The following is a 24463-nucleotide window of genomic DNA, read 5'->3' on the forward strand; positions in this document are numbered from 1 at the left end:
TCAAAGGGTTATAGCAAATTTAGCGCCCACTTCTCTCAATTCTTTGACCACGCTATCAACCAGCGGAATGCCCTCTGTCATGCGGATGCTTTCCATTTCACGTTCAGGATCGCCGGGGATCAATACTTTGTCGTGTCCCTCCGCTGGCGTTGCTGAACGGAAGCGCTGTATCCAGTTGTCCATATGCTGTTTGAACTCATCTGCCGGGCGAAACGCATCCACGCGCATCGCTCCAAAAAAATGCCCCAGTCCTTTGCCCGGCATGTTTTCAGGCATTGGCACGTATGCGGGGAACGGCGGTGCCCACGGGCCATACGACGCGCCGCTCAGCACTGCGGAAAAAATATCAACGATGCTTCCCAATGCATATCCTTTGTGGCTGCCGTGTTCCCTGTCGCTGCCCAGTGGAAGCAATGCGCCCTGCTTTTTCAGGATATTGGCATCGGTGGATGGGTTGCCGTCTTTATCCTGCACCCAGCCCAATGGCGTATCGGCGTTTTTGCGTTGCAGCAGTTCCAGTTTACCATTGGCGGCGGTTGTGGTTGCAAAGTCTGCAACAAACGGGGGTTGCTGGCCTGCCGGTATGGCCACGGCGATCGGGTTTGTGCCCAGCATTTTTTCAACCGAAAACGTGGGCGCCACCAATGCGCTTGCGTTGGTCATTGCCATGCCAATCATATCGTGCTGCAGGGCCATCAATGCGTGGTAACCCGCGATACCAAAATGATTTGTGTTGCGCACGCTTACCCATCCGGTACCTACAGTTTTTGCTTTTTCAATTGCCACCTGCATGGCAAATGGTGCAACCACGAGGCCCAGGCCTGCATCGCCGTCGACCACAGCGGTTGATGGTGTTTCGTGAACGATCCTGATATCAGGCGTGGCGTTCACTCTTTTGGCTTCCCACAAACGTACATAGCCGGTGAGCCGGGCAACACCGTGACTGTCTATTCCGCGAACATCGGCAGACAGCAAGGCTTTTGCAGCGGTTGCCGCCTGTGAATCGGGGCATCCCATTTTTGTGAAAACGGTATGTGTAAAATGATAGAGATGATCGTAGGAAAAATGCATTGCGTGGTGGTTAGGAGCGCAAGATAAATTATTGCCGAAACAAAACACGCAGTTGATCGGCTCCGCCGAGTGAATACTATCAACGGCCGCACGCAGCAGCTCGGCTTCGCCAAATGACTACTATCGCCGCCTCACCCATTCAGTCGCACACACAGTCGCTCGGCTTCGCCAAATGACTACTATCCCCAGCCTCACACATCCAGTCGCTCGGCTCCGCCGAGTGACTGCTATCCCCGGCCTCCGGCCCAATCCCCCTTAAAAAGGCAATACTTCAATTGGCGATCTTTCATTCGCGCTACTATACCACCAATCACCGGCATTCTTTACCAATCCCGCCCTCACCGGGTTTTCGTGAACATAGTTGATTTTTTGCATCATCACTTTCGGACTATAGCAATCAACCGGATGATTCGTCTTTTGCCAAAACATATTCTCCGCATTTTGTTTCTGGTATTTCGCGTTGTACTGGAAAACGATTTTCATCCAGTCGCGCCGGCTCTCGTATGGGCTGTTATAGATCATAGATAGCAGCTGTTTGGCAGAATAGCTTTTAAAATCACGCAGCAACAAGTTGAGTTTACCATCACGTTGTCCGGCTATCCAATGCATGTGGTTGCTCATGATAACATAGGCATACAGTTCCAACCCTTTGTGTTGCTGGCAGAACTTAATGTTGCGGATGATTTCTTCGCAATAGTTGCTGCGTGTGAATACGTCTACCCAACTGACTACTGTCAGGGTGATGAAGAAAATGCCGTCGTAATTTGCTTTTCGTAACTCGCTCATGGTTTATAAATTGGCTTGGAAGCCAATTTATAAAAGTCACTCGGCGGAGCCGAGCGACTACGGGTTGAATTAATACTTCGTATTAATTCAATTCCAGAAATTGAACAGGTTGACGGAAGGCTGCGGCCCATGCCGGTATCAAAGCCGCGGGGACAATGGCGTCGTCCGATTCTGCATAGTGATTGCTATCCCACGGCCCATACCAAAAAAGAAAGAGATGCTGGGCATCTCTTTCTTCAAAAAAATCCATTTTCCATTAAAACGGCAGATCGTCCAACGGCTCTGTGATCTCTCCCGCCGATGGCGCTGACGCCGGTGGTTGGGAAGCATACGAAGGTTGTGAAGGCTGGTAACCTCCGCCACCGGAGCCACCTTCCGGACGGCTGCCCAATAACTGTACGCTCAATACACGAAGGGTTAATGTGGCACCCTGGCGGCCGTCCTGGGTATTGTACGTTCTTACATCGGGTTGGCCCTCCACATAAACCTGTGTGCCTTTTTTGAGGTAAGGGGCAACGGCCGTGCGGTCTGTCCAGTACGCGCAATCAACCCAAACGGTTTTGTCTTTCTGGTTGCCCTGCGCATCCTTGAAACGCTCTGTATGTGCAACAGTGAAGTTGATCACGTTCTTACCATTGACATTGTTGACCAACGCATCCTTCCCTAAATTTCCAATTACCTGAAGCTTTATCATAATGATTTGTTTTTGTAAATATCAAAGGAATGAAAATACTACAATTGCGTATTTACCGCATAAACAAGTTTTTCTTCACTGTATAAAATGGGGTTAAATAACCGGTTGCTTTTACTTGACCGTTGTATTGTTCAATCCCGCTTCTATCGATTTCCTTAACCACGGCAGCGTGGCCGATGAAAATCCGGATGTATGAAACAGTATTTTCCCCTGCCGGTCTACCACCACATGCGTTGGAAAAAGATTGATGCCGTATTTCTGCGCCGTGAACCTCCCGTCGTCTACGATATTGTAATCGAACGGCGTTGTCGTTAAGAAATCCTGCAGGTCCGCTTTCTGGTCTAGCGCAATGGCAAGAAACACCACGTCCTTGTTTTCCTTGTATTTCGCCACTACCTCGTTCAGCTCGGGGATCTCGCGCCGGCAGGGCGGGCAATTGATGAACCAGAAATTCAACACCACCACTTTTCCCGCCAGCTCCTTCAGGTTGTATTTATTGCCTTTCATATCGCGTTCGCGGAATGGCGAAAGCGCATCGCCTTCCCTGAAAAAATTACTTTCTTTCGGTTTCGGCAGGCTGGCCTCTCTAAACTCCCGCTCCTTCTCGCTCAGCGGCACAAGCATCGCCTCATTTGTGCCCGGAACCGGGCGGATGGTGTATTTGCCCGTCATCAATAACCCCTGCACAATATTCGTGGGATAAACCGTACCCGAAGAATCTTTCACAACAAAATCGCTAAGCGACCTGGACCGCTGCACCACTTTTGACCCGGTTGCCTGGGCAGAAGCAGCCAGCGAAAACATACAAGCCAGGAAGGCTGTAAACAGTAATTTCATAAAATCTGGTTTGATCGGATGTCTAATATATCATTTTTGAACCATCTATTGTTAAAATTTCCCCTTTCGAAACCGCCCGCGGGCGCGGTTCCCGGTTCTTCTCCTTTAGTTGTTCTAACTTCGCGGCCGAAGCATACATTTATTTTATGAGCCGTAAAGGAAAGGTTTTGGTGGCAATGAGCGGCGGTATCGACAGTACCGTGGTTGCACTCATGCTCCATAATGAAGGCTACGAGGTGGTTGGCATTACCATGAAAACATGGGACTATGCCAGCAGCGGCACCAGTACCAAAGAAACAGGTTGTTGCAATATAGATTCGTTCAACGATGCGCGACAGGCAGCGGTTCACCACGGCTTCCCGCATTTTATTCTCGATATACGCGAGGAGTTTGGCGATTTTGTGATCGAGAATTTTGTGGACGAATACCTCGCCGGCCGCACCCCCAACCCCTGTGTGATGTGCAATACACATATCAAATGGCGCGCCCTGCTCAAAAGAGCCGATGCGCTGGACTGCGAATTCATTGCAACGGGCCACTACGGCCTCGTTCGCCAGCATGATAACGGGAGGTATGTGATTAGCAAGGGGCTGGACGAAACAAAAGACCAGAGCTATGTATTGTGGGGGCTCGACCAGGAACTCCTGGGCCGCACCATGCTGCCGCTCGGTGGCTATCACAAATCCGATATCCGCCAGATGGCCGTGGACCTCGGTTACCCGGAACTGGCCAAAAAAAGCGAGAGCTACGAGATCTGCTTCGTTCCCGATAACGATTACCGCGGTTTCCTGAAAAACCGGGTTGAAGGATTGGAGGAAAAAGTGAACGGAGGCTGGTTTGTTGACAAATCTGGCAAAAAACTCGGGCAACACAAAGGGTATCCCTTTTACACCGTGGGACAACGCAAGGGCCTTGTTGCCATGGGACATCCCGTGTATGTAACCGCCATCAACCCCGAAACAAATACTGTAGTGCTGGGTGATGAATCTGATCTGGACCAAAACGACATGATGGTTGGCAAGATCAACTGGATGAAATACGATGGCATTTCGGATGGTATGGAAGCCATTACCAAGATCCGTTACAAAGACAAAGGTGCACTCAGCAACCTATACAATGCTCCCAATGGCATACGTGCGCGGTTCTATGAAAATGTAAAAGGCATCGCGCCCGGGCAAAGCGCCGTGTTCTACGAAGGAAACGATGTTATTGGCGGAGGGATCATACAGAGAGGTGAACTTGTTTTGAGCTAGCGCACCGGATTAAAATAGAGAGTCAAGAGTTACAAAAAGGGTTAAAAATTTTTAACCCTTTTTGATTTCTTCAAGCGTTGCTTCTCCTGAACAATGCCACAAACATGCTGTCTGCTTTCTCTTCATATCCTTTCAACAATTCCGATCTTACCAGTTCCAGTTTTTTGCTTTCAAGAAGGTGGGATACGATCTCTTCGTTTTCTTTTTTAAAAACGGAACAGGTGATGTACAGGAAGTAGCCATTCTCTTCAATATAAGGGATCACGTTTGTTGTGATCTTTTTTTGAAGGGCCGAATAGCTGTCTATTTTATCCTTTGTAAAAAAATGCAATTGCTCCGGCGTTCTTCCCCAGGTGCCGCTGCCGCTGCATGGGGCATCGCAGATAACGATCCTGTAGCTGGTGGGTGGAACCTTTAGCTCTCCTGCCAGGTCTGCAACGAAAGAATGGTAATTTTTAATACCGGCCCTTTCAAAACGATCCTGCAGGTTGCGCAATATCGAGGCGCGCACATCCGAAACGGTGAGCTGGATGTTTTTGATAAGATCAAAGGCAAGTATCGATTTGCCCCCGCTTGCCGCGCAACAATCCCAAACCGTTTTGGTGAGCTTTGAATCATCGATACACAACTTCAACACATCGCCCACCCGTTGCGAACTCAGGTCCTGTATCACCACCTCCGTATCAATGTTGAGCACCTCGTCGATCTTTGAGGCATTGGGCAACGCCAGGCAATTACCCGAAACCTGCCTGAACGGGATCTTTGCGGCCGATAATTTTTCAAACACTTTCCTGCTTCGCTCTGGGCGAATGCGCAGGAAAAGATCGGGTTGCACCAGGTGAGAAACAGCAAACGGTACTGCATCGATTCCGCTGCTCAGTTCCTGGTTCCATGGAAATAGATTCGCCGGATCGGACCCCGGGAAAACAGAAGCCACAAAGCGCCATTTCGCTTCGATATCCGCGTTCCAGTTGTTTCGCCATTGCTCATCAACCAGCAGCCCCCAATCGTCGGCATTTGTTTCACAGATAAAAACGGATGCCTTTATTTTTTCTTCGACCGATGAGGTGTTGACCCCATTTCCCGCACGGAAAAAAGTGTAACAGAGATGGCTTATGTTTTTTCTATCCTTTGATCCGAATTTCGGGTTGGCTTTGAAATATTGTTTGAGGAACGCCGACAATGGCAGCACACCATCATACTGCGCGATCACGGCAACAGCGGAACGGAGATATTGTTGGGCATACTTGATCATCTTCTTACAAGGTCAAGTGAAAAAGGGAAACAGGCATTCAGGATCATGTTCAGAATAATCCCGGGTACTTGTTTCCCTGTTCCCCGATGCCTGTTTCTTTTATTTGTAGGTGAATTTTACGGTCTGTGTTTTCGCAGATGGTTTGGCTGTTGTGATCGTTCCCGTTACAGGGTAGTTATCTGCGTTGTATTGGAATGTATAATTGGCGAGGAAGATCACGCTCCCTGTATTGTCTGCCGTAGATTCCTGTGATGGATTGTTTTTAGAAACGCTTGCCAGGTTCATCCCTGGCAGGAAAGATTCGTTGCCTGTTGGCAGCGCAGCATTCTTGCTGTCGTACGCGCAGGTGGTTGTTGCCGCCGGCGTAGTGAGGTTTCCTGCAGCAAATACCTTGATCTTCGTGAGGTTCTGGTTTGCGTACTCGAAGGTGCTATGCTGTGCCATCGTAACTCCGCCGATTGCGGAAAACCCGGAATAATCCGTCCGCGATACCATCGTGCCGTTTGAATATTTGTAGGCAACGCTGTCGGTCAAACTCAATCCCCCAAAATCCACTGTATATTTTGAATAGTCGAAGTCGTTTGACCCCGGTGGGTAATGAACATCTATGTAAATACTATCAGGAAAACCTGCGCCCGGTTGCACGGCCGAAAACGAATTTGAAATGATCTTTGTAACCCTGCCCGAAGCATCCCTTACAAAACGATAGGCAATACTGACCGTGTTGTTTGAGCTATCGGTAACCGAAACCACAACTTTCGTCATCCTGTTGTTTGCGTCCCATTCGTAGTTTGTAACGCTGCCCTCTGTTGTGTTGCCTGTTGTTTTGGCCTCTGCTTTAATCAGCAAGGAGCCGGTAGTGCTACCTGTTGTTCCGCCGCCACCGCCCGATCCTGTTGGAAGGGTTATATCCGGGCGTTCGTATTGCTTCTGGCAGGAGCTTGCGAGCAGTACAACGACAACGGCCCAAAAAGCAAACAGCTGGTTTCGTTTCATATGCTGAATTTACAAAAATTATAATTCAAGCAAAGTCTTTACGGGATCTTTCCCCAGCAGCAGCAGTTCGGGGTTTTCGAGCAATTCTTTCACCCTTACCAGGAAGCTCACGCTTTCCCTTCCGTCGATGATGCGGTGGTCGTAGCTCAGCGCGAGGTACATCATAGAACGGATCTCCACTTTTCCATCGATCGCCATCGGCCTTTCCTGTATTTTATGCATCCCCAATATGGCGCTTTGTGGTATGTTGATGATCGGCGTGCTCATCAGGCTTCCAAACACACCGCCATTGGTGATGGTGAATGTTCCTCCCTGCAGGTCTTCTGCGGTGAGCTTGCTGTCGCGCGCCTTACCCGCAAGTGTTACAACGGTTTTCTCTATATCCGCCATGCTCATGCTTTCTACATTGCGCATTACCGGTACTGTTAAACCGCGCGGTGTACTTACTGCGATGCTGATATCGGCATAGTCGTGGTACACGATGTTATCCCCGTCGATGTATGCGTTCACCGATGGCCATTCGCCCAGTGCGATCGCGCATGCTTTCGCAAAGAAGCTCATGAAACCGAGGTTCACGCCGTGGCTCTCTTTGAACTTGTCTTTGAACTGTTTACGCACTTCCATGATGCGTGTCATATCCACTTCGTTGAAAGTGGTAAGCATGGCGGTTGTATTCTTCGCTTCTACCAGGCGCCTGCTGATGGTTCTGCGCAATGCGCTCATCTTTTCGGTGCGTACGTTGCGGCTCATCAGTTCGGTGCCTGCAAATGCTTTCTTGCCTGGGTTGTTCAATGCTTCAAGCACATCGTTTTTCATGATCTTACCACCTGTTCCTGATGGTTTGATGGATGATGCATCTACTTTCTTATCGGCAATGATTGCCGATGCAACCGGTGTGGCCTTGATATCGTTCGGAACAGAAGTTACCGGCGCCTGGTTGGTTACCGGTGCAGGTGCAGCTTTCGGCGCTTCTGCCGGTTTTGCTGCCGGGGCCTCTGCTTGGGGCGCAGCACTGGCTTCGGGTTTGGTGGCCGTTTCGTCTATCTGCGCCAGCACATCACCGATGTTCAATGTATCGCCCTCTTTGGCAAGCGGCTTCAGCGTTCCCGCTTTTTCTGCGTTCACTTCAAATGTTGCTTTTTCGCTTTCCAGTTCTGCGATCACCTCATCACGTTCTACGTATTCTCCTTCCTTCTTTGTCCATTTCAACAAAGTCACTTCGCTTATCGATTCGCCTATCGTTGGAACTTTTATATCAATCATAAAAAATGTTTAACACCCACTTTTAATTAATAATTAGCAATTAGTAATTAGGAATTGGGCTGATGATTTATTGGATGATTTTTAAATTATTAATTATTCATTGCTAATTACTAATTCGGCGGACAATTACGTTACTAAATATTAAACGCTGTTTCAATAATCTCCGCCTGCTCCTGTCCATGCACCTTATGATAGCCCGTGGCGGTTGATGCGCTTGCATTTCTGCTGATCACGCCGAAGTTGATCGATTTCAGGTTCATCGTCAGGAACGAGGCCGCGCCCATGTTAAGCGGTTCTTCCTGTGTCCAGAACCAGGTTGCCTTGCTGTATTTCTTGTGCAGTACATCGAGTTGTTTTTGAGGCAGCGGGTAGATCTGTTCAAGACGCACGATCGCAATGTCTTTCCTGTTCTCTTTCTGTTGTTTTTCCGCCAGCTCGAAATACAGTTTGCCGCTGCACAGCAAAACTTTTTTCACCTGCGCCGCATCGTCGGCAAATGCATCGTCGATCACTTCTTTGAACCCTCCCCTGGTGAAATCGTTGATATGGCTAAACGTTACAGGGTTCCTGAGGTTTGCCTTGGGCGAGAAATTGATCAACGGTTTGCGGAAGCTCCATGCCAGCTGTCTCCTCAATGCGTGGAAAAGGTTAGCTGCTGTTGTGATGTTTGTGACCACCAGGTTGAGCTCGGCACACATCTGCAGGAAACGTTCCAGCCGCGCACTGCTGTGCTCGGGGCCCTGGCCTTCGTAACCGTGCGGCAATAACATGACCACCCCGTTCTGCCGTTGCCATTTTTGTTCGCCCGCGGCGATAAACTGGTCGATCATTGTCTGTGCGCCATTTGAGAAATCACCGAACTGTGCTTCCCAGATCACCAGCGCATTTGGATTTGCCATCGCGTAGCCGTATTCAAAACCAAGTACACCGTACTCGCTCAACAAAGAATTGTAGATGCGGAACTTTTCCTGGTCCTCTTTGAAATGATTCAGGCGGTTGTAGCCCTTGTTCGTGTTTTCGTCGCGCAATATCGCGTGCCTGTGGCTAAAGGTTCCGCGCTGCACATCCTGCCCGCTCATGCGCACGATGTTCCCGGCAACGAGCAGCGATGAATAGGCCATCAGTTCTGCAGTTGCCCAATCTATCTTCTGGTCTGTTTCGAGTACTTTTATTTTTTCCTGGATCAGTTTCTCCACTTTTTTCAGCGGTTGAAAATCCGACGGCCATTTCATCAGGTCGCCGAATAATTTCCTTGCTTCTTCTTCCGTGATCGCGGTAGAGGGCGACACATCAAAATCTTCCTCTTTTGCTTTGCGCAGGCTTTTCCATGCCAGTTCCGGTTGCTGGTATTTGTAGGGCAATGGGTTTTGTTTGATCTCGTCGAGACGTTCCTGCAGGTCGGCCCAGAATTTCTTCTCCATTTCCTTTGCCAGCGCCTGCGCATCGGCTTCGCCGTTCTCGATCAGGTATTGTGTATAGATCTCGCGCGGGTTCTGGTGCTTGTCTATGAGTGCGTACAACTGTGGCTGCGTGTATTTCGGATCGTCGCCCTCGTTGTGGCCGTGTTTGCGGTAACAAACCATATCAATGAAGATATCGCTGTTGAACTCCTGCCTGTAGCGCGTTGCGATCTCTGCGCATTTCACTGCGGCTTCTGCGTCGTCGCCATTCACGTGCAGAACAGGCGCCTGAACCATTGCGGCTACCGATGTGCAATAATCCGCACTTCTCGCATCATCAAAATCTGTGGTGAAACCGATCTGGTTGTTGATCACAAAATGTATGGTACCGCCTGTATAATAACCGCGGAGGTTGCTCATCTGCAACACTTCGTACACGATACCCTGGCCGGCCACCGAAGCGTCTCCATGTATCAATATCGGAAGGATCCTGTCGAAATCGCTTTTGTATAATACATCGGCTTTGGCCCTTGCAAAACCAACCACCACCGGGTCTACTGCCTCGAGGTGCGATGGGTTGGGCATGAGTTTGAGATGCACGGTTTTATTATCGGCCGTTTGCACTTCGCTTCCATAGCCCATGTGGTATTTTACGTCGCCGCTGCCCATGGTCTGGTCCATCGTTGCGGTACCTTCAAATTCGCTGAAGATCTGCTCGTAGGTTTTGCCCATTACGTTGGCGAGCACGTTCAAACGCCCGCGGTGCGCCATACCGATCACTACTTCCTGTACATCGTTGTTGGCGGCTACGTTAATGATCGCATCAAGTGCTGCGATGGTTGTTTCTCCCCCTTCGAGCGAGAACCTCTTCTGCCCGATGTATTTTGTGTGAAGGAATTTCTCAAACATCACACCCTGGTTCAGCTTTTCAAGGATGCGTTTTTTCTGGTCGAGTGAAATGGGCGTTGAAAAATTCTTCTCCATTTCGGTGGTCAGCCAGTCGATCTTTGCCTGGTCGCTGATGTATTTGAATTCGATGCCTACATGCGTTGAATAGGTTTTCTGCAAATGCGCGAGAATGTCTTTCAGGCTCGCCGCCCCGAGGCCGATCAGGTTCCCGGCCTGGTACACCGTATCCATATCTGCATCAGACAGCCCGAAAAACGACAGGTCCAGGTTGGCCCCGCGGTCCTTGCGCGTACGGATCGGGTTGGTCTTCGCCAGCAGGTGCCCTTTGTTGCGGTACCCCAGGATGAGACGGTATACCCTGATCTCTTTCATCCAATCGATACCGGCTGGTGCGGTTGTGGGGGCTTTTCCGTTGGTTGACAAGCCGTTGGACACTGCAAAATCAAATCCCTCAAAAAATTTCCTGAGGTCGGGATCCACACTGGCCGGGTCTTTTACGAAGTCGTTGTAAAGCCCCTCTATATAAGCGGGATGCGAATTGGTGATGTAAGAAAAGTCCTTCATTTGGAGAAATTGTACTGCTTTTTATCAAGTGTCGGCAAATATCGGCCTTTAGCGGCAAGAAACAAGGAACAGAAAGCCAAGATTCGGCGAAGGTTAAGAAACTAGTCAAAAGAGTTAAGATCCGGTGAACCGGGGCATTCAACAAAACGATTTTTTTAGCCTACCTGGCACCGTCTTTTCACCCCGTTTTGCCCGGTTCCCGCTATCTTGCCACCTATTTCCGGCAGGAAAAAGATTTTTTTGCGTTTTTCTTTTCCATTTCCAGCATTTCCCCTTACCTTTGCCGTCCTGAAAAATTAGAATAAATGGCAAACCATTCAGCTACCAAGAAAGATGTGAGACAAGCTACCAAGCGTCGCGACCGTAACCGTTACTATGGTAAAACTACCCGTAACGCTATCCGCGATATGAAAGCTACTTCAGATAAAAAAGGCTACGAGGAGCAATTGCCCGAGGTGGTTTCTATGATCGATAAACTGGCAAAACGTGGCATCATCCATAAGAACAAAGCTGCCAACCTGAAAAGCAAACTCACCAAGAAAGCGACCACCCTCGCTTAATCTTCGGATAGGATATTGAACGACCATCCCCTTACGGCGGATGGTTTTTTTATGCACCTGCTTTATTGAGCGTAACCGTAAAGCGGTTCACATCATTGGCAATGGGCGTATAGGTTACCGTGCCCTTGTGGATGGCGATAAAACGGTACACCATCGAAAGCCCTAATCCATAGCCCTTCGTTTTCAACGCGTTTCCTCCACGGAAAAACGGCACCATGATGCTCTCCTTCTCATCGGCAGGCAACTGCGTTCCCGCATTGTCGAGGTGAACAAAAATTGTTTTGCCGTCGGCATCCAGTGTAATGTTCACCTTGTGGTCTACCGAATAGATGTAGGCATTTTTGATGAGATTGGAGAAGGCCGATTTCAAGATCGATTCATTTCCCCTCACCACAAAATCATCATCCTCCTCCGGCACTGCCGCGAAAGTAATGTTCACGTCCAGGTCTCCAAAGATCTTTTTGGAGCTGCTCACCGTTTCGTAGATCACCTCATCGATGCGCAGCAGCGGCCAGTCTTCCACGTAACCCATCTGTTCAAACTGCGAGATCAGCAACAGCGAATTGGTGAGTTCGATCAGCTCCTGCTGTTCTTCTTTCAAAGACGATAATGTTTGTTTGTATTCCGCTTCCGTCATGTTTCGGTTCAATGCAGACTCTGTGAGCGATAACATCGTTGCCAATGGCGTACGCAATTCGTGGGAGGCATGGAACACAAAATTTTTCTGGAACTCGAATGCCTTGCTCAGCCGTTCGAGCATGCCGTTGAAGTTTCTGGCGATCTCGTTGATCTCGTCTTTCACCGTAGATTCGTCTACCCGCTCTGTCAGGTTCTGCACATTCGTTTTCTGCATCTGCAGCGCCAGCTCTTTCAGGGGCCTTACCGCCTCGCGCACAAAAAGAAAGGAAACGAATGCGGATAAGACCAGCGCGGCAAAGAATACGAACACAAGGATCAACCGCAGGTTCTTCAGTTTAAGAAACCCCTGCCGGTCGTAACCCGTAACAAAAACATACGACCCCGTATTCTCCATGTAAAGCGCCACGCTTTCGTCTTTGTTAACCGGGTTCATGCTCCTGAATTCTTTTGCAGTACGCAGTTCTGCCAGTGAAAGTGGAAGCGGTGGAATATGCATGGTATCCGGGAACCGGAAGATGACCGCCCCGGCAGAATCGATGATGTACAACCGCTCATTGAAAAGCGCCTTGTCGTGTATCTCCTTGATGAGCCGGTAGGTTGATGCTTCGTCCTTTTTCTTTACATCCATGAAAATATTATACATATCGTTTCCCTCTTTCACGGCACGGCGGTAATAATCGTCGTAACGCGCGTTGTAGAACAATATGTAAATAGTGATACAGGAAATCAAAAGAATGACCGCCACAAAAAAAGTGAACAACAGCGCAAAGCGAAGTTTCAGGTTCATCGCAGGGCGGGTTTATTTGATGTAGTAGCCAAAGCCCGGTTTGGTGTGGATGAGTTTCTGCGCAAACGGTTTATCGATCTTGTTGCGCAGGAAGCTGATGTAAACTTCGATGGTATTGGTCCCGGTGTCAAAACTCAGGTCCCACACCTTCTCCAGGATCTCCTGTTTCGATATAACGCGGTCTTTGTTACGCGCGAGCAGTACGAGCAGGGTAAACTCTTTTGCAGTAAGATTGATGTTGACGCCGCCCCTGGTAACGGTCTTGTTCAGGAAGTTGATCTCCATGTCCTCCACTACGATCGTATCCGATGCGGTGGGCAGGTCGGATCTTTTCAGGAAAACTTTTACGCGCGCAAACAGTTCCACAAAATGGAACGGTTTTACGATGTAATCGTCTGCGCCAATGTTGAATGCCTCCACCTTGTCATGGATCTCCCCTGCTGCACTCAACATGATAATCGGGATGCTCTTGTTCTGATCCCTGAACTCACGGCACAAAACATAACCATTTTTATAAGGAAGATTGATGTCGAGCAACACCAGCGCATAGGTATTCTCACTGAACAATTTCGACGCTTCAAGCCCGTCTACGGCCAGGTCAGTCTGGTAGCCGTTGCTTCTAAGCTCATCGCAGATGATCTTGCCCAGTTTTACTTCGTCTTCTACCAATAGTATTTTGTGTGTTGAACTCATGACATCAATTTAATTAATAATTAGTAATTAGTAATTAATAATTATCGGTTACCGATTACTAATTTCTAATTGTTAATGGGTAGTTATTGCTATTCCATTTTTCTTATGTCGCCCGACCCTGTTACTTTCTGGGTGATCACGGCGTTTCCTTTGTAATAGATACTGCCGCCGCCGGTGATGTGGATATCGAGCTTTGCATCTGCAAAAACCTTTACGTCTCCCGATCCCGTTATGCGCACGTTTGCATTTTCCGATTTGAGTTCGCTGCCATTGAAATCGCCGCTGCCGGTGATCTTTACTTTCTGGCTGGCCGTTTCGCCCGCCAAACTGATCGACCCGCTGCCGGTGATCTCCGACTCCACTTCTGGCGCATTGAGCTCAAGCGTTATGTTGCCAGAGCCGCTGATAGCGGTTGTGATCTTCTCGCTGCCGGTGAACCTGCTCTTCCCGAATACATCACCGCTGCCGCTTACCCGCACAGAATTCAGTTTATCGGTGGTAATGTAAACCTTGACAGGGTTTTCGGTTGAAAAACTCACATGGTCTTTTTGTTTGATATTCAACGCACCTTCGTTTTCTTCTATTTTGATCAACGGGAGGATGTTATCGTCGCCCTCGATCTTGACAGAAACAGTGGGCCCCTGGGTAATGTATACGTCTACACTTCCCGAAAGGCGGATGCGGTCTGCATGGCGAACGGAGATGTCTTTTGAAACGATCACGCCGCTGCCTGTAACCCGTTTCCAGCGGCAGGCGGTTAATCCCAGTACCATTACCAGTGCCAGGAAAAGAGTTGTTTTTTTCATAGGTGTGCTTTGACCCGAAAGTTAATGAAAAGATTGTGTGGTTTCTTCGGCCGGCGGTTTTTAGGCCATGAAATTTTGAGTTACCTTCGCTGGCATGACAGAAAAAATACTCATCCTTGATTTCGGGAGCCAGTTCACACAGCTCATTGCCCGCGCCGTTCGCGAGGCGAATGTATTTTGCGAGATCATTCCTTTCCAGAAATCTTTCGAGATAGATCCAGGGTTGAAAGGCATCATACTGAGCGGCTCGCCGTTCAGCGTAAATGAAGAAAATGCGCCTTCGGTAGACATCGCCTCTTTCATACAAAAAGTTCCTGTACTTGGTGTTTGCTACGGGGCGCAGTTAACGGCAAAGAATTTTGGCGGGCGGGTAGACAAGTCGAACAAAAGAGAATACGGCCGCGCAAAAATGCATATCGGGAAAAAGGATGTACTGTTTAAAAATGTTGCAGAAGAATCGCAGGTATGGATGAGCCACAGCGACTCGATCACCGCGTTGCCAGAAGGCTTCGAGATACTTGCCACTACAGAAAGCATTCCCGTTGCCGGTTTCAAAAAAACAGGCGGCCCGGAAAAACCACTTTACGGAATACAGTTTCACCCGGAAGTATATCATTCGATCGAAGGAAAAAAAGTGCTCAACAATTTCCTTATCGACATCTGCGGTTGCAAACAGGACTGGACACCCGCTTCTTTTGTGAATGAAACCGTTGCCAGGCTGAAAGAGCAGATCGGCGACAGCCACGTGATCATGGCGTTGAGCGGCGGTGTTGACAGCACAGTGGCAGCAACGCTGATCAGCAAAGCGATCGGCGACAGGCTCCATGGTATTTTTGTAGACAACGGCGTGCTTCGCAAAGATGAGTTTGAACAGGTGCTGAAAACATACGATGCCATCGGCCTCAATGTAACGGGCATCGATGCAAAGCAGATGTTTTACGACCAGTTCAAGGGAAAAACAGACCCGGAGCAGAAAAGAAAAGTGATCGGGAAATTATTCATCGACGTATTCCACGAAGAATCAAAAAAAGTACAGGGCGTAAAGTTCCTGGGCCAGGGAACGATCTACCCCGATGTAATTGAAAGCGTAAGCGTACACGGTCCCTCGCAAACCATTAAATCGCACCACAACGTAGGCGGCCTGCCCGATATCATGCACCTTGAACTGGTAGAACCGCTGCGTTTCCTGTTCAAGGATGAGGTGCGTAAAGTAGGACTGGAACTGGGCATTCCTGCAGACATGATCAACCGCCACCCTTTTCCCGGCCCCGGTCTTGCCATCAGGATCCTGGGAGAAGTAACGGAAGAAAAAGTAAAACTGCTGCAGGCTGCAGATGAGATCTATATCAAAGGATTAAAGGACCATGGGCTGTACACATCCGTTTGGCAGGCGGGAACCATCCTGTTGCCCGTGAAAAGTGTTGGCGTAATGGGCGATGAAAGAACCTACGAATTTACCGTGGCGCTGCGCGCAGTAACATCGGTAGATGGTATGACGGCAGACTGGGCACACCTGCCTTACGATTTCCTGGCCTATATTTCCAACGAGATCATCAACAATGTGAGAGGGATCAACCGCGTGGTGTACGACATCAGCAGTAAACCGCCGGCTACCATAGAGTGGGAATAATTTTTTTATTGGTACCTGGTAATTAAGCATTCGTAATCATTCCATTGCCCGTTTCGCCTGAACAGGTGGAGCGGGTCCATCATTGATCAACACACAATTATTAATTGCTAATTATCAATTGCCAATTAAGATGAGGTTCCTGTTTGCCATATTGTTTTTGTTGAGCGCCGTTTGTGTGCATGCACAAACCGCAGTGGCAAGGCCCATGAAAGTGGCCGTGTTTGCGCCGGTTTACCTCGATTCTGTTTTTGCGGGCAATGACTATAAATTAAGCAAGACCGCTACCCTCCCCCGTTATATTTTGCCGGGCCTCGATTTTTACGACGGCGTAATGCTTGCGATCGATTCGCTCAACAAGGAAAAGGCGCAGGTAGAAGTTTTGTTTTACGATACCAAATCCGAAACCGGCCTCGCGCAGCAACTGTCAGATACATCCATGCAGGATGTTGCATTGATCATCGCATCGTTCAGCAACAAAGAGGAGATCAGGCCCGTTGCAGACTTTGCCCTTTCCAAAAAGATACTGCTGCTCTCCGCCACTTACCCGAACGATGGCGGTGTGTCTGCAAACCCTTTTTTGGTCCTCCTGAACCCCACCCTTACTGCGCATATCGAGGGACTGTATAAATATGTGAAACGGTCGTATCCCACACAAACCATCACCTGGTTCCGCAAATCGGGAGAGGCGGAGGACCAGATCGAAACCCTTTTTACGGCACAGCAAAAAAAAGCAGCCGGCCCGCAGCTGAAGCTGAGATCGGTAACGCTTTCAGAAAATTTTTCCGAGAACGACGTGTTGGCTAATCTTGACAGCAACCGACAGAACATCGTTGTTTGCGGATCGTTAAACGAAGCCTTTGGTTCTTCCCTCACAAAAGCACTCAGCAGCAGCCAAAGCTACCGGGTACTGGCCATCGGGATGCCCACATGGGACGGCGTTCGCGACATGAGCAAGAACCTGGAAGTGGTTTACTCAACACCCTATCATTTCCCAAGAACCGAAAAACAGGGTATCCTGCTCGCAGAAAAATACAAAAGCAAATACGCGGGCCGCGCCACGGATATGGTGTTCAAGGGCTTTGAATCGATGTATCATTTTACAAAACTGCTGTTGAAATATGGCAACGCTTTACCGGCGCACCTTTCAGACAAAGAATTCAAACTGTTTAACGAATTTGATATACAGGCCGTAAAATCTTCCACCGACCCCGCCGTTACAGATTATCTCGAAAACAAAAAGCTCTACTTCATCAGGAAAAAAGACGGCGCGGTACGAACCATCAACTAAAACAGATGCGAAGTACTTAACCTATGGCATAAACTTTTAAGCAGTCCCTGGATGCCATTGATAGAATTCACAGACAAGGGCCTTTACTGTCCGCCCGGCGATTTTTACATCGATCCCTGGCGGCCCGTTCCGCGCGCCGTTATCACACATGCGCACAGCGATCATGCACGGGCGGGGTCGGGTTCCTACCTGTGCCATCACCTTACAAAGCCCCTGCTGCAGTTGCGGCTCGGGGAACATCCCTTCGAAAGCATGGAATGGGGTGACACGCGGGCGGTAAACGATGTAAAAGTTTCGTTGCACCCTGCAGGACACATCATCGGCTCCTCACAAATAAGAATAGAACACAAAGGAGAGGTCTGGGTGGTAAGCGGCGATTACAAAACGGAAAACGATGGTATCAGTGGTGCATTTGAACCGGTCAGGTGCAACACCTTCATCACAGAATCAACTTTTGGATTGCCCATCTACAACTGGAAACCGCAGCAGGAGATCTTTTCCGGAATACAGCAGTGGATCATGGAAAACCAATCCGTTGGAAAAACAAGCGTTGTGATTGCTTACAGCCTGGGAAAAGCGCAGCGTGTTTTAAAGGCGATCGCAGCAGTAACAGATAAAATATTTGTACACGGCGCAGTATGGAACGTGCACCAGGTATTGCTGCAAACCGGCATGCAGTTGCCAAACGTTACAAGGGTAACACCCTATATGCCCAAAGAGGCCTTCAAAGGCAACGTGGTGATTGCGCCGCCGAGTGCAGAAGACACACCCTGGATGAAACGGTTCTCCCCTTACGAAGTTGGCGTTTGCAGCGGATGGATGCAGGTGCGTGGAAATGTGCGCCGGAAAAATGTGGATGCGGGCTTTGCATTGAGCGACCATGCCGATTGGCCCGGTCTTTTATCGGCAATCAAAGCAACGGGTGCGGAAAAAGTTTTTGTAACACACGGCTTCCAGGCCGCGCTCAGCCGCTACCTGAACGAGAATGGAACAGCTGCAGCCGAAGTAAAAACAGAATACGGAAACGACGAAGGCGATGAACCATCAACCCTAAATGAAACGGCATGAAACAGTTTGCTGCACTGGTAAATGTTTTGGGCACTTCCACAAAAACAAACGACAAACTGGAAGCGCTGTCTGATTATTTTGCTACTGCGGCTGATGAGGACAAGGTATGGGTGATCGCCATCTTCAGCGGGCGCAGGCCAAAAAGAACCGTTAATTCAACACAACTCGTAACCTGGTGCGCAGAACTGGTGGGCCTTCCTTTGTGGCTGTTCGAAGAATCTTACCATACGGTTGGCGACCTGGGTGAAACGATTGCCCTGCTTCTGCCCGAACCCACAGCCACACAAAGTTTCACGCTCTCTTACTACATCGGTCAACTCATACAACTTTCAAAAGCAGGTGAGAGCGAGAAAAAAGCGTTCATCACCAGCAGCTGGATGTCGATGACGATGGAAGAAAGATTCGTGTTCAACAAACTCATCACCGGCGGGTTCCGGATCGGCGTTTCGCAGAAGGTAATGGTGAACGCGCTGGCAAAAACCGTTTCACTCGACGCATCGGTGATCGCCCACCGCATCAGCGGCAATTGGGATCCGGCGCTTGTTACGTTCAGCGGGTTGCTGCATGCAGACAGCGGCGCCATCGATCATTCAAAACCCTATCCCTTTTACCTTGCCTATGCATTGGAAGGCGATCCCGCCGAACTGGGGCCAACAGAAGAATGGCAGGCAGAGTGGAAATGGGATGGCATCCGCGGGCAGATCATCAAACGAAACAATGAACTCTTTGTATGGAGCCGTGGCGAAGAACTGATGACGGAAAAATTTCCCGAATACGAGATCCTGGCGCGCCTGCTCGCCGATGGAACGGTGCTCGACGGCGAGATCATTCCCGCAAAACTCGGTGCGCCGCTGCCCTTTGCACTGATGCAGACACGCATCGGCAGAAAAAATGTTTCAAAAAAACAATTACAGGAAGCGCCCATCTCCTTCTTTGTATACGATATACTGGAATACGAAGGAATTGACATACGCAACGAGCCTATGCAGGAAAGAAGGAACAAACTCGAACGCGTTGTAAAAGATATTTTTGACAAAGCAGACGATGCATCGGCTGTTCCGGTAATGTTGTCGCCGGTGATCCCATTCTCTTCGTGGGGCGATCTTGCGGATACAAGGTCGCAATCGCGCAACAACGGCGCCGAGGGATTGATGCTGAAAAGAAAAAGTTCCATTTACCAGGTGGGCCGCAAAACCGGGGATTGGTGGAAATGGAAGATCGACCCGCTTACCATTGATGCGGTGATGATCTATGCACAAAAGGGCCACGGGCGAAGAAGTAATTTATACACCGACTATACTTTTGCCGTAAAAGATGGAGATAAACTGGTAACTTTTACCAAAGCGTATTCAGGTCTTACCGACAAAGAGTTTGCACAGGTAGATGATTTTGTTAAAAAACATTCGATCGAAAAATTTGGCCCCGTAAGAACCGTAAAACCCGAACTTGTTTTCGAAATTGCGTTCGAGGGAATTGCGGCTTCCAACAGGCACAAAAGCGGCGTGGCGCTTCGGTTTCCGAGGATCAGCCGGTGGCGGAAAGATAAGAAAGCGGATGAGATCAATACCCTGGACGACCTGAAAAAACTACTTACGACCTACGGCAAATGAAATTAAAGTCAACCAAAGGATACAAAATTATTTCGCAATGGCTCGCCCATAAAAATTTCAAACCGTTCAGGTTCCAGGAAGAAGCATGGCAACACATCATCAACCGCGAAAACGGTTTGGTGAATGCGCCTACGGGTTGTGGTAAAACCTATTCTGTTTTTCTTGGAGCGCTCATCCGCTTTATCAACGATCATCCCGATGATTTTATCGGCAAAAAAAACAACGGGCTGCAATTACTCTGGGTTACACCGCTGCGCGCGCTGGCGAAAGACATCGGCCGTGCAATGGAGGAGGCCATTGCCGAGTTGGGCATGCAGTGGCGCGTGGCCATCCGGAACGGTGATACGGATACCGCGGAGCGCCAGCGGCAAAAAAGAAATATGCCGGAGGTACTGATCATAACGCCGGAGAGTTTACACCTGCTGCTCGCACAGAAAGATTATCCCACAGTGTTTCAATCACTCAAAACCATTGCAATCGATGAATGGCACGAACTCATCGGCAGCAAACGCGGCGTGCAGGTAGAACTGGCCGTATGCAGGCTCGTGAATTGCGTGCAACCTGCCACGGAAAACGACCGGCCCTCTGTTTGGGGCATCAGTGCAACAATAGGTAATCTCGACGAAGCAAAAGAGGTATTGCTTGCACCGGTGAAGAAAGAAGGCGTGATCGTTCGCGCGAACATCGATAAAAAAATAAAAGTAGAATCCATCATACCCGATGAGATCGAGAAATACCCATGGGCCGGGCACCTGGGTATCAGGCTCGCAGAAAAACTCATCCCGATCATTGAAAAGAGCAGGACCACGCTCATCTTCATCAACACAAGAGGCATGAGTGAACGCTGGTACCAGACCCTGCTCGACATTGCCCCGCAGTTTGCCGGCGCCATCGCACTGCACCACGGAAGTATTGAACAGGAATTGCGTTTGTGGGTGGAAGACAACCTGCATACAGAAAGGCTGAAAGCCGTTGTATGCACCTCGAGCCTCGACCTCGGCGTTGATTTCAGGCCGGTGGATACCGTTGTGCAGGTAGGTTCTCCCAAGGGCGTTGCCCGTTTCCTGCAACGGGCAGGAAGGAGCGGGCACAGACCCGGCGAGATCAGCAAGATCTATTTTCTTCCCACACACTCACTCGAGCTGCTTGAAGTGGCTGCGTTGAAACAGGCCATCAGGGAAACCGCCATCGAAAGCAGGCAACCCATGGTCTTGTGTTTTGATGTGCTCCTGCAGTTCCTGTGTACACTCGCCATCAGCGACGGCTTCCGCTCGGATGAAATGTTTGATGAGATCAAAAGCACTTTCTGTTTTTCAGAAATGACGCGCGACGAGTGGAACGAAATACTCCACCACCTCACCGAAGGCGGCAAGGCGCTGCAGCAATACGATGAATACAAAAAAGTGGAATTGGAAAATGGTGTATACCATATCAAAAGCCGGCGCATTGCCATGCGCCACCGCATGCACATAGGCACCATTGTGAGCGACGCGATGCTGAAAGTAAAATTCATGGGCGGCGGTTATGTGGGTGTGATCGAGGAATATTTCATCAGCAGGCTCGAGCCAGGCGATGTATTCACACTCGCAGGAAAAAACCTGGAACTCGTAATGATAAAAGACATGTCGGTGCTGGTGCGCAAATCCAATTCAAAAAAAAGCATCGTGCCCGCGTGGATGGGCGGCCGCATGAGTTTGACAGCCAACCTCGGGCGTATTCTCCGCGAAACATTCAACAAAGTATTGGTGGATGAAAAAGAAATAGAACTCAAAAGCCTGCACCCGCTGTTTCAAGTGCAGCAGGATCTTTCGCACATCCCGCGCGGCAACGAATTGCTGATCGAACAGATAGAGGGTAAGGACGGCTATCATTTACTGGTATATCCATTCGAGGGAAGACAGGTGCACGAGGCCATGAGCGCCATACTAGCGTACCGCATCAGCCAGTTAACGCCGATCACGTTTTCAATATCAATGAGCGATTATGGTTTTGAATTACTGAGCGACCAGCCCATCCCGGTCGACGATTCCAATGCGCGCGAACTGTTCACCACAGATAATTTACTGGCCGATATACAACGCAGCATGAACAGCACCGAAATGGCACGGCGCAAATTCAGGGATATCGCGGTGATCGGGGGGCTTATCTTCCAGGGCATGCCGGGAGAACAAAAAAAAGCAAGGCACCTGCAATCGTCTGCCTCGCTCCTGTTCAAAGTGTTCGAAGAGTACGATCCGAAAAACATTCTTTTGCGGCAGGCCTACCACGAAGTACTGGTGCAGCAGATGGATGAACAGCGGCTGCGCAACGCGCTCAACCGTATTTCGAACAGCAATATTGTTGTCACCTTTCCAAAACACCTTACCCCGTTGTCGTTTCCTATCGTAGTAGATGGATTGAGCAGGATCAACCTTTCTTCAGAGCGACTTGAAGACCGTGTAAAGAAAATGCAGGCATTGTTGGCGGAGTCGTAAACACCGGGAGCCGCATGGTAAACAGGAAGATAAAAGATCTCTCAAAATCTGTTTAACCCGGCCCGGTGCGCGCTGCTATTTCTTACATTTGCAGCCGCATGAACGCACCTGTCCGCCACATCATTCACAACAACAATTTCTGGCTCTCTCCCTGCAAATGTATTTTCTGGGAAGAAGAGGAAACGCTGATTTTATCGGACCTGCACTTAGGCAAGACCGGTCATTTCAGGAAGCATGGCATAGCGGTGCCACAGGCTGTTTTTATCGAGGACCTGCAACGCCTGGTGGAGCAGCTCATTCATTTCCGCGCAAGGAAAGTGATTGCAGTGGGCGACCTGTTTCACAGCAGGGCGAACAAGGAGATGGACCTGTTCCTGAAATGGCGGCGCGACCTGCCTGAACTGGAATTTATATTGGTAAGGGGCAACCACGATATCCTGAACCAGGAGTGGTACAACAATGCATCGATCCAGGTAAAAGAAGGGATTTATTCGATCGGTAATTTTTCGTTCGTGCACGATCCAGAAGAGGTGCCGGAAGCAATGCTGCCGGGTGGTTTTATTTTTTCGGGCCACCTGCATCCCGGCATCAGCCTGTATGGATCGGCGAAGCAGAGCCTGCGTTTCCCATGTTATTATTTTTCGGATACACAGGCGATCCTTCCTGCATTCAGTAAATTCAGTGGTCTTGCGATGATCAAAAAAACAAAGGAAGAAACGGTGTATGCGATTGTGAACGATGTATTGGTAAAGATCAAATGATAAAGATAGCCTTCGACCCTGTTTATGCGCATCCCCTGCCCGAAGGACATCGTTTCCCGATGTTGAAATACGATCTTATCCCCGGGCAATTGCTGCACGAGGGAACCATCACAAAAGAACAATTGTTCTCACCCGCGCCCTGCGAAGAAGAAGTGGTGTTGTTAACGCACGATAAACCCTATTTCGATAAGCTTATCCAGCAAACGCTTACGCCATCCGAGCAAAGAAAGATCGGCTTCCCGCAATCGCCCGCATTAACAAAAAGGGAACTCGTTATTACACAGGGAACGATCGATTGCTGCGCACATGCAAAACAAAACGGGGTGGCACTGAATATTGCCGGCGGAACGCACCACGCATTTGCCGACCATGGAGAAGGATTCTGTTTGTTGAACGATATGGCTGTTGCGGCAAATCATTTACTGCAGCAAGATCCGGCGGAAAAAATATTGATCATCGACCTGGATGTTCACCAGGGAAACGGAACGGCAAAGCTCTTTGAGAACAACCCGTCGGTTTTTACTTTCAGCATGCACGGGGCGCACAATTACCCTTTCCACAAAGAACGCTCTGATCTTGATATCGGGTTGAAAGACGGAACCGATGGCCCAACCTACCTGCAATTGCTGCACGAACATTTGCCGGCACTGATCGAACAAGTAAAACCGGGTTTCGCATTCTATTTATCCGGTGTTGATGTGCTCGACACGGATAAGTTCGGGAAACTGAAATTGAGTATAGCCGATTGCAGGAGCCGTGATGCATTTGTGTTCCATCAACTCAAACAAAACAATATCCCGGTAACCGTTGCGATGGGCGGCGGCTATTCAGCCGATACCAGGATCATCGTGGAAGCACATTGCAACACGTTCCGCGTGGCAAGGGATGTATATTGATGCTGTGCATTGCAATCCGTTCCGCGTAGCAAGCTATGTATATTGATGCCGCACATTTTGCAACGCGTTCCGCATGGCAAGAAATGTATATCGATACCGTGCATTGATCAACGGACCTTCAACCAATTGATCGCTCGTCTCCTCCGGAACGGCTGCCTTAGATGAAAGTTCTGCCGGCGCCACGCATCACACCATCCTATGCCTTTACACAACACATGGTCAC

20 protein-coding genes are annotated in these 24463 nt (G+C 49.3%); 9 read left to right on the forward strand and 11 right to left on the reverse strand.

Features of this window, described 5'->3' with window-relative positions:
• From GWC95_RS13795 to GWC95_RS13810, 4 genes are all read right to left on the reverse strand, one after another.
• On the reverse strand, positions 1–1071 hold the full coding sequence (locus tag GWC95_RS13795; protein WP_161819307.1) for an Ldh family oxidoreductase: 1071 nt from the start codon (positions 1069–1071) through the stop codon (positions 1–3).
• 255 nt (positions 1072–1326) lie between these two features.
• Positions 1327–1857, reverse strand: coding sequence for an REP-associated tyrosine transposase (locus tag GWC95_RS13800; RefSeq protein WP_161819308.1), 531 nt, complete (start codon positions 1855–1857; stop codon positions 1327–1329).
• A 256-nt stretch (positions 1858–2113) separates the two neighbouring features.
• The gene (locus GWC95_RS13805; protein WP_161819309.1) at positions 2114–2551 is read right to left on the reverse strand and encodes a single-stranded DNA-binding protein; all 438 of its coding nucleotides are present in this window, start codon (positions 2549–2551) and stop codon (positions 2114–2116) included.
• 111 nt (positions 2552–2662) lie between these two features.
• Positions 2663–3388: a TlpA family protein disulfide reductase gene (locus GWC95_RS13810; protein ID WP_161819310.1), complete on the reverse strand. Its 726-nt coding sequence runs from the start codon at positions 3386–3388 to the stop codon at positions 2663–2665.
• A 146-nt stretch (positions 3389–3534) separates the two neighbouring features.
• Between GWC95_RS13810 and mnmA the strand changes: the two genes are divergently transcribed.
• Positions 3535–4641 (forward strand): tRNA 2-thiouridine(34) synthase MnmA, encoded by a 1107-nt coding sequence (mnmA, locus tag GWC95_RS13815; RefSeq protein ID WP_161819311.1) that lies wholly within the window; start codon positions 3535–3537, stop codon positions 4639–4641.
• Positions 4642–4711: 70 nt separating this feature from the next.
• Here mnmA and GWC95_RS13820 read toward each other — a convergent pair whose 3' ends face one another.
• The 4 genes from GWC95_RS13820 to GWC95_RS13835 form a co-directional block, all read right to left on the reverse strand.
• Positions 4712–5896, reverse strand: coding sequence for an RsmB/NOP family class I SAM-dependent RNA methyltransferase (locus GWC95_RS13820; RefSeq protein ID WP_161819312.1), 1185 nt, complete (start codon positions 5894–5896; stop codon positions 4712–4714).
• Between the two features lie 99 nt (positions 5897–5995).
• Complete coding sequence (locus GWC95_RS13825) at positions 5996–6892, reverse strand: hypothetical protein (protein ID WP_161819313.1); 897 nt, start codon at positions 6890–6892, stop codon at positions 5996–5998.
• Between the two features lie 18 nt (positions 6893–6910).
• Positions 6911–8155 carry a 2-oxoglutarate dehydrogenase complex dihydrolipoyllysine-residue succinyltransferase gene (odhB, locus tag GWC95_RS13830; RefSeq protein ID WP_161819314.1) on the reverse strand — a complete coding sequence of 415 codons (1245 nt, stop codon included), beginning with the start codon at positions 8153–8155 and terminating at the stop codon, positions 6911–6913.
• A gap of 134 nt (positions 8156–8289) precedes the next feature.
• Positions 8290–11028 (reverse strand): 2-oxoglutarate dehydrogenase E1 component, encoded by a 2739-nt coding sequence (locus tag GWC95_RS13835; RefSeq protein WP_161819315.1) that lies wholly within the window; start codon positions 11026–11028, stop codon positions 8290–8292.
• A 305-nt stretch (positions 11029–11333) separates the two neighbouring features.
• Here GWC95_RS13835 and rpsT point away from each other — a divergent pair, with 305 nt between their 5' ends.
• On the forward strand, positions 11334–11588 hold the full coding sequence (rpsT, locus tag GWC95_RS13840) for a 30S ribosomal protein S20 (RefSeq protein ID WP_161819316.1): 255 nt from the start codon (positions 11334–11336) through the stop codon (positions 11586–11588).
• Positions 11589–11637: 49 nt separating this feature from the next.
• On the opposite strand, the gene GWC95_RS13845 is transcribed toward rpsT, so the two are convergent.
• The 3 genes from GWC95_RS13845 to GWC95_RS13855 form a co-directional block, all read right to left on the reverse strand.
• A complete protein-coding gene (locus GWC95_RS13845; RefSeq protein ID WP_161819317.1) occupies positions 11638–13014 on the reverse strand; it encodes a sensor histidine kinase in 1377 nt (458 codons plus the stop codon).
• Between the two features lie 12 nt (positions 13015–13026).
• Complete coding sequence (locus GWC95_RS13850; RefSeq protein WP_161819318.1) at positions 13027–13707, reverse strand: response regulator transcription factor; 681 nt, start codon at positions 13705–13707, stop codon at positions 13027–13029.
• Positions 13708–13796: 89 nt separating this feature from the next.
• Complete coding sequence (locus GWC95_RS13855) at positions 13797–14513, reverse strand: head GIN domain-containing protein (RefSeq protein ID WP_161819319.1); 717 nt, start codon at positions 14511–14513, stop codon at positions 13797–13799.
• 94 nt (positions 14514–14607) lie between these two features.
• Between GWC95_RS13855 and guaA the strand changes: the two genes are divergently transcribed.
• The 7 genes from guaA (at position 14608) to GWC95_RS13890 (ending at position 24240) form a co-directional block, all read left to right on the forward strand.
• On the forward strand, positions 14608–16143 hold the full coding sequence (guaA, locus tag GWC95_RS13860; protein ID WP_161819320.1) for a glutamine-hydrolyzing GMP synthase: 1536 nt from the start codon (positions 14608–14610) through the stop codon (positions 16141–16143).
• A 130-nt stretch (positions 16144–16273) separates the two neighbouring features.
• Complete coding sequence (locus tag GWC95_RS13865) at positions 16274–17431, forward strand: ABC transporter substrate-binding protein (protein WP_161819321.1); 1158 nt, start codon at positions 16274–16276, stop codon at positions 17429–17431.
• Between the two features lie 51 nt (positions 17432–17482).
• Positions 17483–18499, forward strand: coding sequence for a ligase-associated DNA damage response exonuclease (locus tag GWC95_RS13870; RefSeq protein WP_161819322.1), 1017 nt, complete (start codon positions 17483–17485; stop codon positions 18497–18499).
• Positions 18496–20109, forward strand: coding sequence for an ATP-dependent DNA ligase (locus GWC95_RS13875; protein WP_161819323.1), 1614 nt, complete (start codon positions 18496–18498; stop codon positions 20107–20109). Before GWC95_RS13870 ends, GWC95_RS13875 begins: the two co-directional genes overlap by 4 nt.
• Complete coding sequence (locus tag GWC95_RS13880) at positions 20106–22583, forward strand: ligase-associated DNA damage response DEXH box helicase (protein WP_161819324.1); 2478 nt, start codon at positions 20106–20108, stop codon at positions 22581–22583. Before GWC95_RS13875 ends, GWC95_RS13880 begins: the two co-directional genes overlap by 4 nt.
• Positions 22584–22681: 98 nt before the next feature.
• On the forward strand, positions 22682–23344 hold the full coding sequence (gene pdeM / locus GWC95_RS13885; RefSeq protein ID WP_161819325.1) for a ligase-associated DNA damage response endonuclease PdeM: 663 nt from the start codon (positions 22682–22684) through the stop codon (positions 23342–23344).
• Positions 23341–24240, forward strand: a complete 900-nt coding sequence (locus tag GWC95_RS13890; RefSeq protein ID WP_161819326.1) for a histone deacetylase family protein — start codon at positions 23341–23343, stop codon at positions 24238–24240. The genes pdeM and GWC95_RS13890 overlap by 4 nt, the downstream gene beginning before the upstream one ends.
• Positions 24241–24463 lie beyond the last annotated feature (223 nt).

The sequence above is a fragment of the Sediminibacterium roseum genome (genome assembly GCF_009939005.1).
GTDB classification, from domain to species: domain Bacteria; phylum Bacteroidota; class Bacteroidia; order Chitinophagales; family Chitinophagaceae; genus Sediminibacterium; species Sediminibacterium roseum.